11 protein-coding genes are annotated in these 14667 nt (G+C 49.5%); 6 read left to right on the top strand and 5 right to left on the bottom strand.

Annotation, left to right across the window (positions count from 1 at the left end; all coding sequences use genetic code 11):
* Nucleotides 1–17 precede the first annotated feature (17 nt).
* On the top strand, nt 18–791 hold the full coding sequence (locus tag JZZ72_RS09885; RefSeq protein ID WP_210014386.1) for an AraC family transcriptional regulator: 774 nt from the start codon (nt 18–20) through the stop codon (nt 789–791).
* A 182-nt stretch (nt 792–973) separates the two neighbouring features.
* On the opposite strand, the gene JZZ72_RS09880 is transcribed toward JZZ72_RS09885, so the two are convergent.
* Entirely contained in the window at nt 974–1924 is a 951-nt protein-coding gene (locus tag JZZ72_RS09880; protein ID WP_210014385.1) for a nitrilase-related carbon-nitrogen hydrolase, read from the bottom strand.
* 1154 nt (nt 1925–3078) lie between these two features.
* Here JZZ72_RS09880 and JZZ72_RS09875 point away from each other — a divergent pair.
* The gene (locus tag JZZ72_RS09875; protein ID WP_210014384.1) at nt 3079–3336 is read left to right on the top strand and encodes a hypothetical protein; all 258 of its coding nucleotides are present in this window, start codon (nt 3079–3081) and stop codon (nt 3334–3336) included.
* Between the two features lie 1103 nt (nt 3337–4439).
* On the opposite strand, the gene JZZ72_RS09870 is transcribed toward JZZ72_RS09875, so the two are convergent.
* Genes JZZ72_RS09870 through JZZ72_RS09860 form a run of 3 tightly spaced genes read right to left on the bottom strand, consistent with a single transcriptional unit; the run spans nt 4440 to nt 10146 of the window.
* Complete coding sequence (locus tag JZZ72_RS09870) at nt 4440–5867, bottom strand: efflux transporter outer membrane subunit (protein WP_210014383.1); 1428 nt, start codon at nt 5865–5867, stop codon at nt 4440–4442.
* Nucleotides 5864–8992, bottom strand: coding sequence for an efflux RND transporter permease subunit (locus JZZ72_RS09865; RefSeq protein WP_210014382.1), 3129 nt, complete (start codon nt 8990–8992; stop codon nt 5864–5866). Before JZZ72_RS09865 ends, JZZ72_RS09870 begins: the two co-directional genes overlap by 4 nt.
* Nucleotides 8993–9003: 11 nt before the next feature.
* Nucleotides 9004–10146, bottom strand: a complete 1143-nt coding sequence (locus tag JZZ72_RS09860) for an efflux RND transporter periplasmic adaptor subunit (protein WP_210014381.1) — start codon at nt 10144–10146, stop codon at nt 9004–9006.
* Nucleotides 10147–10335: 189 nt separating this feature from the next.
* On the opposite strand from JZZ72_RS09860, the gene JZZ72_RS09855 reads away from it, so the two are divergent.
* Complete coding sequence (locus JZZ72_RS09855; protein WP_210014380.1) at nt 10336–10920, top strand: TetR/AcrR family transcriptional regulator; 585 nt, start codon at nt 10336–10338, stop codon at nt 10918–10920.
* Between the two features lie 321 nt (nt 10921–11241).
* Here the strand turns inward: JZZ72_RS09855 and JZZ72_RS09850 are convergent, their stop codons facing one another.
* Complete coding sequence (locus JZZ72_RS09850; protein ID WP_210014379.1) at nt 11242–12120, bottom strand: LysR family transcriptional regulator; 879 nt, start codon at nt 12118–12120, stop codon at nt 11242–11244.
* A 590-nt stretch (nt 12121–12710) separates the two neighbouring features.
* Between JZZ72_RS09850 and JZZ72_RS09845 the strand changes: the two genes are divergently transcribed.
* The 3 genes from JZZ72_RS09845 to JZZ72_RS09835 all read left to right on the top strand — a co-directional run bounded on the left by JZZ72_RS09845 (nt 12711) and on the right by JZZ72_RS09835 (nt 14658).
* Nucleotides 12711–13448, top strand: a complete 738-nt coding sequence (locus JZZ72_RS09845) for a hypothetical protein (protein ID WP_210014378.1) — start codon at nt 12711–12713, stop codon at nt 13446–13448.
* Nucleotides 13449–13561: 113 nt separating this feature from the next.
* Nucleotides 13562–13777: an AlpA family transcriptional regulator gene (locus tag JZZ72_RS09840; RefSeq protein WP_210014377.1), complete on the top strand. Its 216-nt coding sequence runs from the start codon at nt 13562–13564 to the stop codon at nt 13775–13777.
* A 2-nt stretch (nt 13778–13779) separates the two neighbouring features.
* The gene (locus JZZ72_RS09835) at nt 13780–14658 is read left to right on the top strand and encodes a ParA family protein (protein WP_210014376.1); all 879 of its coding nucleotides are present in this window, start codon (nt 13780–13782) and stop codon (nt 14656–14658) included.
* Nucleotides 14659–14667 lie beyond the last annotated feature (9 nt).

Here is a 14667-nt window from a genome sequence, read left to right as displayed (position 1 = left end):
TATGGTGTTAATCCGACATGATCGTGAAAAGCGACGGTATACCGAAATTCTCAGAGTTCAACGGTGACATCTATTTCCGCCATCAAAATCTCGATCCGGCGGAATGGATAGAGCACGCCCACCCATGGGGCCAACTTAACTACGTTGCACAGGGTGTCATGAATTTAGAAATTAGTGGTGAGCGGTTTATATCTCCACCGCATTATGCGGTCTGGATCCCACCTCACCGACCACATAAGTCATTCAATAGAGTCTCATCGATATATCGGAGCGTCTACCTCTCAAATAGTATTTCGGAAACACTACCGGGAAGACCTTGTGCTATGTCAATGAGCGAATTACTGAAAGCAATTCTCAATGAATTCGCGAGAATTTCTGTCAATTCTCCCAGCACTATTCAAGAACTGAGAATGGCCCAAGTCGCCCTTGATCAAATCGCAGCCTCGAAAATCATATCGTCGTACCTACCGTATTCGAATACAGAGACTCTTAGTGAGATATTGAATGATGTTACCTCCAGCCTTAAAGACAAGCGTTCTACCGAAGAAGTAGCGAAAAAGTTTCACATGACAGCGAGAACCCTTGAAAGGAAGTGCCTCGCCGAACTTGGTATCGGTTTTGGAGAATGGCAGCAACGTGCACGACACATGCGAGCTCTAGAAGGTCTTGATGAGGGGCTAACCATTCAGCAAATCTCATGGGAACTGGGATATTCTTCACCATCTGTTTTTATCAACATGTTCCGCCGCCTGACAGGAATGACACCCGAGTCGTATAGAAAGAACAAATAATTCGGGCATTGCGAAAACCGAGACTACCATTGATGTGAGAGCCCGACTTGGCCATACAACTCCCAGCAGAAACTTTATACACTATGGCAGCGCCGACGACCTAGTAATATAATTGACATTTAATCGACCACATACGGAAACGAAAAACAAGCCACCCGCCCTTGACGAATGGCTTATCGCCATTACAATCCGTTAAAGAGTGGTGCGAAAATTTCAGGCCGATTATAGTGACCAGCGGAGTCTATGATCATTTTTGGGATAATCACATCTGCGAGATCTATATCAGCGAAAAGCAGTGGAGCCGCGCAACCAGTGCCATCAGCAATTACTTTCCCGGATGGATCAAGCACTGTCGCACCAGGTTTGAATCGCTGCTGCTCCAGCAAAAACTCAAGCTCATTCTCATTTTGCGCCACAGCTTCTATGTAAGCTGATGAAACGCGAGAAACGGAATTGATCACAAAACTTTTTAAAGAGTAAGCTAGACCGCCAGTGGCTGTCAGTATAGCGTGCTGCATATGAAAATAGGGATGGAAATACGAAGGCCATGAAGCTACATGCACTACTGGATAATTTACCGCGGCCGCGTACGCCCCCAGCATATTTGAATTCTCACCGCAAATCAGTCCTGACACCACTCCGAACTCAGTTTTAAATGAATTGTAGTGCCCCGTTTTCCCTGGTGTGTGTATTTGACGCTCTCCAGTTGTGGCAACGTATTTCTGATGCTTTCCTGCGATGACACCCTCGCTGGTAATATGCACCTGTGTATTGTGCATTGTACCGGTCGTCCCGCTCATCCGCTCATTGATTCCAACCACAGCGTTTATGGACCCTCGGCGACATGCCTCCGCAATTGCCTGGATGTGTTCACCTGGCACCTCGACCGAGCTTAGGAATAGCCGTTTATCAAGCTCTCTGGCAATTATGCCTTCACCCATACTTTCATACCAATTGGGGAATGTAGGTATAAAAGCTTCGGGAAATGCAATCAAATCAGCTCCATTTGTCGCTGCCTGGGCAATAAGCTGACAGGCCAACTGCGTTGTTGCATCCAAGTCAAGAAATACAGACTCAGCTTGAACTGCCGCAACGCGAATCTTACGAAACTCCTGCCGTTGAAAATCACTCATAACCCTTCCTCATGCACTCTATGATTTGAAATTAACGCCAAACAGGCGCCGTCAGAGCGGAGCAAGCAGCATGCCAACATTCCCTTACCATGAATCCACTGATAAATTATGTACGACATCTTGTAATTGATATGCGACATCAACTGAAAATTTTTGGGATTGTTTCCAAATAAAGCTGGCGCGGAACACCAGCTTGAAGCTGCCTGCGGAACCTGGCGTTATGCTTGATGCTCACCCAATCCGGCCTTACGGATGTTTGAACACCTGAGAGCCCGTTCTTGGTGCATTTGAAGCCCCATTGTTGTGCATTAGGTTGTTTTCTGAAGCATTCCCGTGTAACCGGGCAGATTGCCTGAACAAATGCACAGCAATAACGCACCATTTGCGTTCGCTCTCCTGCTTGGTGGCAGCTACCATCAGCGTTCTCGGCAGGCGATGCTACGGCTACTCATCTGATTTCACGGCCCCAGATAAGTCTCTTCGTAAGACTATAGAAAACAACTCGTGCGTAGCTGCACAAACCTCTACTTAGTTTCCCGCACATCCACTGCGCCATCAACTGCAGGCCGATTGCCGGTCGATATAACCATTTCTACAAGCGCTCAGACTGTATAATCCTTAGACCAGTTTCCAACTAGAATAACAGATCGGCCATCACCAACTAAAGCTGCGGCAACGGTAGACATTGCGACACCCTAATGTAACGCCTAGAACCAAAAGCTTATATCCCTGTTACTTAAAGTCGCATATGCAACTCCAAGAGCATTTAGATCTCAGCGGCGCAACTACGGCATTCAGTGTTCTCTCACCAACGAGAACTACGTGCCAGACGGCTCACAGATAAAACCTGATAAATCGCATCCAGCCTGGATGGCTGAATGTGCTCAGAATAAACGTAAAAAGATAACATTAGAACTTACACTTATGCGTAGCGCCGGGCCGAGGTAGCTATACCGCATTCAGACTCAGCCAATCTGGCCACTGCCCTCAACTCCTTCCGAGACGGACAGGAATTGATTAGGCCAAGGTTTAGCTCCAGCATCTACACATCTCTGATCTGTACGATATATCGAACAGTGTGTATAGTTTTTTATGCTTTATCTTCATAACAGGATATCTTACGCTACACTAACAAAATCGGAGACAAATGAACCATGACGATAGATAAAGCAACATTATTTTTCTGCCTCCTATCACTAACCGCAAGTAATGTAAATGCAGCAGATGGAGCTCATGCCGCCATTCGCTTTCAAGATAGAATCAAGAAAACCATTCAACACGCTTCCGCACCGAAGGACTCGTTTAAAACAACCGCGACTGAGTCGATTGCTCTGGCACCAGCGGTATTTGGTCAAGCTTCGCCGCCTGCGAAATTGCAAGATACTCGAGAGACCAAAGAACTCTTTAAATAGATTACAAGATTTGCATATAACGACAGTTGTGTCCTGACATATAGCGCCGGCCGAGCGAATTATATAATTCACTTGCATAGACTAACGTCAATTTATTTCAGCGAGCGCACTTAATAGTTAGTCAACCCCAACCTGGCTCGCTTACGAAAATTCCTTGCCGCCTTGCCTGGAGAATATTGACTTAGGCAACGAAATAAGTAACAGATGATTAGTAACTCAAGATCTTGAATCGGTTCCGCTCCTGTTTAAGATTCGTACACTTAGAACCCATCAAAGGCAACTGGCATCCTCAGGTGATTCAACACTATGAACATTAGCCCACTGCCAATTGGTGCCCTCCTAAAATCTTGGCCCAATCATGTAGGGATCAGTGCTCTCACACTCACCCTAACTGATAGGTGAGAGATCCCTGCCTTTCACAGCCAGCCGAGAGCGCCGAATCGGCTGGTGCCCCCCTCCCCGCACGTATAGACTGCGCCAGTGAGGTGCCTTTGTACTGAGGTTCAAGCTCGATCAATTATGGGCAAATACTGACCTGCCTTAAGATCATGTCATAAGTGATTGAATGATCTTGAAACTATACAGGTCTAGAGTCGACGCTGCAGCCGAAAAAGAATCTACTTCTACTCCGCAGCTCTATGTCAGGTACCCATTGATTCTTGGCCCTGCCGAGCGTTACTGCGAGGTGGGCACAGGAGCAGAAGCCAACCAGACCTATGCCCTACACCCAAGAAATTTATTACTATAAAAAGCTATTTTTTGCTGAGCCGAGGATGCTTTTCCACTCACAATTGACATCGCTAGGAACATATGTGACCGTTCTGCGCATACTAGTCTTTAATAGACTCAGTTCCTAAAAACTTTAGAGAAAATACTCATAACATCACAAACCCCACGTAAAACCGACCGCAGAGCGGTCGGCTGTGTATATAAGTGATGGTTAATGTAATTTGCTCGGCAGATATTACACTACACAAGGCGATCCTTTACTATTAATGGGAAGCGATGCGCAACTACATTCTGTAAGCTGGAGCCCTACGACGTCTTTAAACATCATGATCGTCCACTAACCGAACAGAATCATCCATACGATCCACTTACACTTATGCGCCCCACGCCCCCCCGAGTGACTTGTATAACATTATTAGGTTCTGCTCTCGAGCGAGCTTTGTAGTGATCCGATCATTGAGAGCGTTGTTAAGGGTACGCTGAGCATCTAGGACTTCAAGGTAGCTAGCAACACCTGTACCGTACAGCTGGACGACCAAAGTGTGAGCCGCTTCCGCAGCGTTTAGCCGTCGCTGCTGAGCATCCACTCGCTTATTAATGGTAGCCCGCACAGCCAACGCATCTGCGACTTCTTGGAATGCCGTCTGTATTGTTCGTTCATAGTTTGCCACGGCTATGTCCCTGTTCGCCTTGCTGACCTCTAAACCGGCGCGTAGCCTCCCGCCGGTAAAGATTGGTACGTTAATTTTCGGTAAAAACTCCCAAGTACGATTTGCACCCGAGGTCAGCGTATTAAGCGACGGACTAGCGTATCCCAAGCTGCCAGTGAGAGTTACACTCGGGAAAAACGCTGCGCGTGCCGCTCCAATATTAGCCTCCGCGCCAACTAGCTGATATTCAGCCGCAACTATATCAGGCCGATGAGTAAGTAAATCCGAGGGCAAACCTGGTGGTATGTCGGTGACGCCTACCGCTGATTCCCCAGGATCCAAAGTAAGCTCCAATCCCGAAATAGAACTCCCGACCAGCAACTCTAAAGCATTACGAGACTGAACAAATGCTGCTTCGCTCGCGAGATACTCGTCCTCTGCCTGATTGAACTCAGCTGACGCTTGATTTAACTCAAGATCAGACGAACTTCCAACATGTCTGAGTTGGGTCTGCAGGGCCAATCCTTGCTTACGACTTTTCAGCGTATCAGTCGCGACTGCTAGAAGTTCGTGGTTGGCTGTCAGTCTTAAATATGCAAGTGCCGTCTCGGCGATAATGTTTATTTTAGTAGCTCTCCGAGCCGACTCAGTAGCAAGATACTCATTTAGAGCTTGGTTCTCTAAACTTCGAATTTTCCCGAATAAATCCAGCTCCCACGATGTAATTCCCACGCTTAGATCATAGCTTTTTGCGGTCTCATCAGCCCCAGATGATGTAAGTGATCCCGGTGTACGTACATAGTTTTTTGCAGCCCCTACCTGAGTTTGTGGCATGAGCCCGGCTCGCTCAATTCGATACAAGGCTCTACTTTTTTGAACGTTAAGATTCGCAACCCTTAGATCCCGGTTATTTTTCAATGCCAGTTCTATCAGCGAGCGGAGCTCGACATTGGTAAAAAGGCCCTCCCAACGATCACCAGTGTTAAGGTTTGGAGTATCTCTCTGAGAGCTAGGCATCGCTGAATTCGCCCATTTTTCTGCAACAGGGAGCGGAGGACGCTTATACACTGGCGCAAGCGAACTACACCCTGTCAAAGCAACGCTCAGCAACGACAGACGGACGATTGTATAATGGATGGCGTTAACGGTCATTCTGACATCTCCTCACCAACAACCTCACGCCTTTGACGTTTTGAATTAGAAAGAGATGTCACCTGCACGTAGAAGAGTGGAATAAAGAATATTGCAAGGAACGTAGCAGTTATCATCCCCCCAATTACACCGGTACCGATCGCATGTTTACTACCTGCGCTAGCGCCATGGGATATCACCAAGGGGATCACACCCATAGTAAATGCTAAAGAAGTCATTATAATAGGACGCAATCGAAGTTTTGAGGCTTCGATCGCCGCAGCATTCAATGTCCGCCCACCCTTTCCATAAAGTTCTTTAGCGAACTCGACAATCAATATCGCATTTTTTGCGCAGAGCCCAACAGTCGTCAACAACCCGATCTGGAAGAACGCATCATTATCCAATCCGCGCATGAGCGTGCCTCCGACCGTGCCCAAGATACCAAGTGGGACGACTAACATCACTGCAATAGGAATAGACCAGCTATTATATAGTGCTGCTAGACATAGAAACACTGCCACTACTGACAGCAAATAGAGGGAAGAAGCTTGAGATCCACTGATCCTCTCCTCATATGAGAGACCAGTCCAGGCAATCGCACTGCTGGGTGGCAGTGACGCGGCAATTTCTTCAATGGCTTTCATTGCATCCCCGGTACTAAAACCAGGTGCCGGTTGACCGAGAAATTCAATGGCGGGTGTGCCATTGTATCGCTCCAGCTTTGGGGAGCCGAAAGTCCATGAACCCGTAGCGAAAGCAGCGAACGACACCATTTCCCCACTTTTGTTACGCACATACCATTTCGCAAAATCGTCAGGAGTAATACGGGCTTGAGGTACACCTTGAACGTATACACGCTTTACACGCTCACGATCGATAAAATCATTCACATATGAAGCTCCCCAAACAGCACTCATCGTGCTGTTGATATCCGCAAGCGTTAGGCCATAGGCTCGAGCCTTTTCGTCGTCTATCACTACCTGGTACTGAGGTTCGTCAGCCTTACCATTAGGCCGAACCAGTGCTAGCTCTGGGCGCTGAGCGGCTTTTTCCAATAGCTGAGCACGCATTTCCATGAGATGGTTATGCCCAGCGCCACTGTAGTCTTGCAGGAAGAAATTAAAGCCTGCCGCGTTCCCTAGCTCCATAATGGCCGGAGGCATAAACGTAATCACCGACGCAGATTCAATCGTACGTAGATAATGCATTGACCTTTCTTGCAATTCAAACGCCGTCGTTTTGCGATCACCCCAGGGCTTTAGCATAATGAACGCCATGCCGCTATTCTGTCCCCTACCAGAAAAACTGAAACCGTTGATTGCAAAAACAGTCTCAACAGAATCTTTTTCATCATGCAGCAGATAGGCAGTCATTTCCTCAAGCACTTTATCGGTCTGTGTTGCAGTACTATTAGGCGGAAGCTCTACCTGCGCCAAAATAAAACCTTGATCCTCACCAGGCAAAAATGATGTAGGCAGCATTGGAAACAGGAAAGCCAATGCCAATACAATAAGTACGTACACCCCGGACGCGCGCCCGCGATTGTTAACTACTAGTTCAACGCCATGCCCATAGCGAGCTGTTGAGCGATCAAACATTCGATTGAACCAACCAAAAAAACCGCTCCCTGAGTGTTCAGCATGGACGGGCTTTAGAAGTGTAGCGCATAGCGTAGGCGTAAACACGAGAGCGACGAATACCGAAAGCGCCATGGAGGTAACGATAGTGACCGAAAACTGTCGATAAATTACACCCGTCGATCCCCCAAAAAACGCCATAGGTATAAATACGGCGGATAACACAAGGCCTATACCAACAAGGGCGCCGGATATTTGCTCCATGGACTTACGAGTCGCGTCCAATGGGCTCAACCCTTCCTCCTTCATGAGGCGCTCGACATTCTCAACAACTACGATTGCATCGTCCACCAATAGTCCGATTGCCAGAACCAGCCCGAACATTGTGAGGATATTGACGGTGAACCCGAACAATGCCATAACACCAAATGTCCCCAGAAGTACAACAGGAACCGCCAGCGTTGGTATTAACGTAGCCCTCAGATTCTGCAAGAACAAATACATTATGACAAAAACAAGCACGACGGCTTCGATCAACGTATGCACTACACCGTTGATCGACTCACTGACTACTGGTGCCGTATCGTATGGGTAAATTACTTTTACACCCTTTGGCAGGGTGGGACTTATACGCTTCAGAGTCTCTTGAACTGCAGCAACCGCGTCCAGTGTATTACCGCCAGTAACAAGGCGTAGCGCAATACCAGCGCTGGGCTTTCCGTTCGCCATTGCACTGATTGAAAAGTCATCAGCACCGAGCTCAATGTCGGCGACGTCCTGCAACTTGACTTGCGACCCGTCAGCATTGACCTTCAGCAGGATATTTTTGAACTCCTGAGGAGTTCTAAGCAGGGATTTCCCTATGATCGTTGCATTGAGCTGCGCAGCTTCAACATTAGGACGCCCCCCCAACTGTCCTGAAGAGATTTGTACATTTTGCTCCTCAATGGCTCGAGTAACGTCTGCTGGCATTAACTGATAGTTATTTAATTTCAGTGGATCCAGCCAAACACGCATTGCGTTTTGAGCGCCCAGAACCATGAAGTCGCCGACGCCTGGTGTGCGTGTCAGCGGATCCTGAAGTTGTGAAACGACCAAATCTCCTAGTGCATAATTATCGAGACTGCCATCCTCAGAAACCAGGCCTGCGACAATCATAAAATTAAGCTTATACTTAACCACTCGCAGTCCGATTTGCTGAACTGCCTGAGGGAGCATTGGCGTCGCAAGCGATAGCTTATTCTGGACCTGGACTTGAGCAGTATCCGGATTGATATTTTGCTCAAAAGTCACTACGATCGTAACGCTCCCATCAGCATTGCTCTCAGAGCGTATGTATCGTAACCCATCTAGTCCATTAAGCTGCTGCTCAATTACTTGAGTGACAGTATCTTGTACTGTCTGGGCGGATGCACCTGGATAGCTTGCAATAATGCCAATTGCAGGAGGGGCGACATCCGGATATTGATTGACGGGAAGACCTTTCAGTGACAGCGCCCCGGCCAACATAATAACAATAGCTACAACCCAAGCAAAAACGGGTCTTTCAATGAAAAACTTTGACATGGTACCGCCAGTTATCTAGTAATTCCAACAGAGGTAAGTCGATCAGCCGTCGCCCCAACATCGTATGCATCGACTTTCATGCCCGCTTTCACATGTTGTATACCGTTGACTATAATTCTGGACCCCGGAGCGAACGGTTCATCTGTTAGCCAGCGACCTTGAATTAAACGCTCGGCTTGAAATTTACGTTCCGAAACCACATTTTCGGAGTCCACAAGAAACACAGAAGTCTCACCACGACTGTTCCTTGAGACAGCTTTCTGAGGTATTAGTATCGCCTGCTCACGCGAACCTGACTCAAGCTCGGCCCTGACAAACATTCCCGGGAGCAGAATATGCTCCGGATTGGGCATAAGCACCCTCAAGGTGACGGCGCCCGTACTCTCGTCCACCTGCACTTCTGAAAACTGTAACTTACCAGCATACCCGTATTTAGCACCGTCTTCTAAGGCAACGTATACAGCACTATGATGTTCATTTGAATCTTTCGGGCCAGCGCTATGCTTGCTTAAATAATTTTTCCGTTGCAAGAGCATACTTGCAGGCTGAACGACATCAACGTATATCGGATCTAGTTGTTGTATGACCGCCAAGGCCGATGACTGGTTTTCGATAACCAAAGCACCTTGCGTGACGCTTGACCTACCTATCCTGCCTGAAATAGGAGCAACTATTCGAGTATAATCCAGGTTTATTTGAGCAACTTCAAGGTCTGCCTTAGCCTCCATGAAGCGTGACTGTGCGTCGTCAAATTGTTGCCTGCTAATAGCGCTAGTTTCTATAAGTGTTTTGTAACGCTTAATCAGCGCCTCAGCCGAATGGTAGTTCGCATGCGCACGAGCAAGCGCAGCTCGATAGGGTGCCGCATCAATCTGATAAAGCAATTGACCTTTTTTAACATAGGCCCCTTCGTCAAATGCTTTTTTAAGCAATATTCCAGTCACCTGCGGACGGATTTCAGCGCCCTCTGTGGCACGGGTGCGGCCAGGGAGTTCTACCTTTAGTTGTAGTGTCTCTGGATGAAGGCTAATAGTGCCGACGCGAGGTGGATCCGCTTGTACCTTGACTTCCGACTTAGAGTTTTCGCAACCCGCGAGACTCATGAGCGCCATTAACGCTAGTGCGCCTGGCATCTTCGATTTAAAAAAATACATTTTGATAACCATTTTTAGGTGGGTTGACCCACCCACGTTTAGTGTGTTAGCAGGAGGCCCGCTATCGGCGACCTCCAAATTTGTGGCTAAATCAATCTAGGTCGATCGACCCACCCATCAACCAGTGTACACTGTTTTGGTCGTTAGAGCGCAAGTGTCCCGGATAGATAGGCATAGAGGAGGCATTGGATGGTTAAGAAAATGGGTGATAGCGCCGTTGCTGCTCGCAGAAAGGATCAAGTGCTATCGGCAGCAGCAGAGTGCGTGAGAATGGAAGGCTTTCACCGTGCCAGCATGGCGCAAATCTCCGCTGCTGCCGGGATGAGTCCGGGCCATATCCATCATTTTTTTGGGGGCAAAGAAAGTATAATCGAAGGAGTCGTTGCCAGGGAGCATAACGAGCTGGCAGACCTCATTCAGGAAGTAATCGATAACTCCAGCGAAGCGGGACCGATTGCGGCCTTCGTCGAGTTGGTACCAAAATGTGCAGACAGATACATGGATTTCAATCATGCGGCTCTCGCCGTCGAGATTTTGGCCGAAGCTAGCCGCAACCCTAAAGTCTCTAAATTAATCCAGGAGCATGACAACGCCATGAGCCAGTCATTTAATGACCTGTTCGGGGCCGATGCATCAGATATTAGATCGCGCTGTGAAATCATTGCAGCGTTATTCGAAGGTCTCTCGTCGAGAGCTCTACGAAACGCCGAAGCGAGAACTGTAATAAGCAGAGATATGCTACAGAAAATCGTACACTTAGTTCTTACCTCCTAATCCACATTCAAGCTAAACTCTGCGTCTGTGACCACGGGAGCGGTCACAGGCGCCACACTTTTCTGAGCCTACCCGTAGTCCACAAGCAAAAGCGTATCAGCACACTCCTGCCAGCATATGGTTTAGTGAGATCGAGACAAATAACCACAACCTTGCCCACTTCTATCGATCAAAAAGTAATTTCGCGTAAAAATATTTTATCGACAACCATAGAATACCAAGCCTGCCATAATCACTTAACCCCCAGAGTTCAAGCGTATCCGAATACTACCGAGCGAGGCACTGCAACATATTCTTGCCATCCAACTAGAAAACACATGATTACCCCCCTAACCGCCACACTTCATCTCTGCTCATAATATCCTCCAGCCAAGCCGCAAATGCCTTTATACGCGAAGACAACCTGTTATGCTTCGGATAAACAATTGACAACACTGTGCTTTCAGCCTCCCAGTCCGGTAGAATCTGTCGAATCGAGCCGTTTGCAATCAAAGGCTGCGCTTCGGCAAGCGGCAACAACGCAACTCCCAGGCCAGCTACCGTGGCCGAAGAGACGGCGGCTCCGTTATTGAAATACATATACGGAGTTTGCTTTATTTCATGAATTTCGCTTCCCCGCAGCAGTCGCTGTCGAGCTTTTCTCTCCGTACCTGGAAATCTAAAACCCAGATACTTATGCTCGGTTAAATGGCTCACGTTAAGTATCGCGCTTCCAGCTTCCAAATAAGATACGGATGCGCAAAGACAGAATCGTAACCTCCCTATGTCACGCCGCACTAGATCATTATCATATTCATCGCTGGTGACAACAGCACAGTCCGTCCCAGCCCACTCACTATATGCGATATCAATAAATAAATTAGGATATTGCGAAATAAACTCCGGAAGTTTCGGAATTACAACGCCCGCCCCAACTGCCGAAGGCATTTTTACTCTAATTCTCCCTCTCATTGCGGTGGGGGTTTGTGCAACTAGAGCTTCCAAATCATCCACATCGTCCAATATTAATCTGGCTTTCTCGTAGTACGCCAAGCCGGTCGCTGTGACCTCAACCTTTCTCGTCGTCCTTGTGAGTAACGCAATCCCCAGGCTATTCTCTAAAGATTTCACTTGACCTGAAATGGTAGCTTTCGGCACACCAAGCATATTAGCTGCGCTTACAAAGCTACCAACTTCAACAATGCTGCAAAAGGCGCGCATTGCTTCAATCCTATCAACTGCCATTGTCCGAGTTCTCGTCCACTATAACTCTGAATGCTGGGTTTTTTAGAGTCAAAAATTTGCGTAATATCAGCCGACCAAAGCTAAGAGTTTAGACCCATGAAATCCCCTACGTTGGCAGTGACTATAATCCTATCCCTAATCAGTATCAATGCGGCGGCCGAGGGCGGCGCGGAGGCACTCCAAAACTGGCAGCAACACACCAGAGCGGAGTTCGAGAAACGTGCTCCAGAAGCTTCCAAGCAAGCGAAGCGAGATCAGGCTCCATCGGACGCTACGGAAAGAAAGAGTGACGGTAAAGCTCACCAAGAGCGGAGCGATAGCTGATAAGCTTCGTGGATTCGACGATACGGATTTAATCAGGAGAACCATAGAAGTTGCTTGAGCCGGCAGCGGGTGCACTCGAATGTACCCGCTAGATGTCATTCAATAGTTCGATGCGGACCCACGTAAGTATCGAAACTATCAAGGAGTTCGGTACGGATCTAAAGGTATTGACTCGCTCGACTGAGGCACAGCAACGCCCCCGCCAGCGATCCTAGGACGAACGCAGCAGGAGGCTGTGTGCCATGATCTCGATAAGAAGCTCTTACCATCCCATTGACGCCGCCATCCTGTGGTGTGACTTGTCCGATCACGAAGACGAAATTCTTCAAGCCGAACTGTCCCATCCTGGCAGCCTGCTCAAGCACTTTCCCCAATGGCCACGTCTGCATGATTACGCGGAGTGCATTTATGAGGCCATTCTCAGCGGCGACTTGCCCGCGACCTATTTGGGTCATCCGATCACTTCGGACTATCAGCTACACCGGGTGTACTGGTCCGTCCGGCGCGCCGACCTTGTGGTCTGGTTCGCCCGCAACTACCCAGGCGAAAGGCCCGCTTTCCTGTTTTCGTCAAGCACAGATCACTCAGGGTGTGTCAGCCTGAATGCGCACTTGGCCAAACAGGCGGAGCTGGACTTTGCGCTGCGTACCATAGAGCAATTGCAACTGTCGTATGCTGCCAGCGCTGATAAAATGGCTTCGCTCACCACGCTCAACAACCAACTGGTAGCGCGACTCGATTCTGTTGGCATTCCTTCCGACACTTCCGAAGCTATGCACAACGTGATCGTCGGCGCATTGCTGGAAGTCACGCTCAGCAAATCGAAAACAGGGCAAAGGCAATCGATCTACCCGAGCCAGGCAGCCTTGGTAGAGGCCATTACACTTCGATTTCCTGGGGTAAACGGCCTGAGTAAAAGTACCCTTGATCGGAGATTTGCCGCGGCTCGCCGCCATATGGCCCAGGCAGCACGGGGCTAACGCCGCATTGTCAGGCAATGCTCGGCATTGCCTGACAATGCTTTTCACCCTCTTCCGACCTTCACTGACTGTCACTTCCCACCACGCGCCACCCGGCGCTACGGAGTGACATCATGCAATCGACCAGCCCTGCCTCTCTGCCAGCCGACCGTCACATCATGCGTCGCGATGAAGTGGAACTGAAAACCGGCTTCAAGCGTTCGCACATCTACAACCTGATGAAGGCCGGGCAGTTCCCGCAATGCCGGCGCATCGGCACACGCGCCGTCGGTTGGGACTCACTGGAAATCGAACAGTGGGTCCAGGACCGACTGTCCTCGGGGGACTGACCATGGACGTCCTCTCGCTGATTTCGACCAAGGGCGGCGCAGGCAAGACCACCGTCGCCGCCAACCTGGGCGGTGTGCTCGCCGATGCAGGGCTTCGCGTTCTACTGCTGGATCTGGACAGCCAACCTACGCTGTCCAGTTACTTCGCCTTAGGCGAGTCCCGGGAGGGCGGCAGCTACGAGCTCATTGCCCAGCGGCTCACGGCGCATGAGCAGGTCATCTCCACCACAGTCATTCAGCACCTCGATTTGATCGTCTCCAACGACCGCGCCGGACATATCAGCACCCTGCTGCTTCACGCGGCCGATGGCCGACTGCGACTGCGCAACCTGCTGCCAGCCTTCGAAGATTATTACGATGTGCTGATCATCGACACCCAAGGAGCGCGCAGCGTGGTGGTGGAGATGGTCATCCTCGCCTCCGATTGCGCAGTGTGTCCGGTCCCGCCGGAAATGCTCGCCGCGCGCGAGCTGCGCCGGGGCACGCTGGGCCTGCTTGAAGAGCTGGAGCCTTACCGCTACCTCGGCGTAGCCTTGCCGTCGGTGAAGCTGCTGCTCAACCAGGTCAACGCCAATCGTCGCGATACCCGCTTAATCATCCGGAGCCTACAAACCTCTTTTCAGGATGACCCGCATGTCAGCGTTTGCAGCGTGGTGGTTCCCGACCGCGTAGCCTATCCGAATGCCGCATCGCTCGGCCTGCCTGTGCACCGCGTTGAGCCAGTTCCACTGTCCGGCAGCCGCAGCCCTTGTGCCGCCGAGATCATGCGCGGCTTGGCCATCGAGCTTTTCCCGCAATGGGCTAAGCAACTCGGTGCCCTCGCCGTGCATTCGCCTGGCCGCCCGGCCACTGCCGAGCACCAGCTGATCCGTCGCAGTTGAACGGAGAAT

Origin of the sequence: Pseudomonas palmensis, from assembly GCF_017848315.1 — a bacterium.
GTDB classification, from domain to species: Bacteria; Pseudomonadota; Gammaproteobacteria; order Pseudomonadales; family Pseudomonadaceae; genus Aquipseudomonas; species Aquipseudomonas palmensis.
This window is presented reverse-complemented; position numbering and strand designations above follow the sequence as displayed.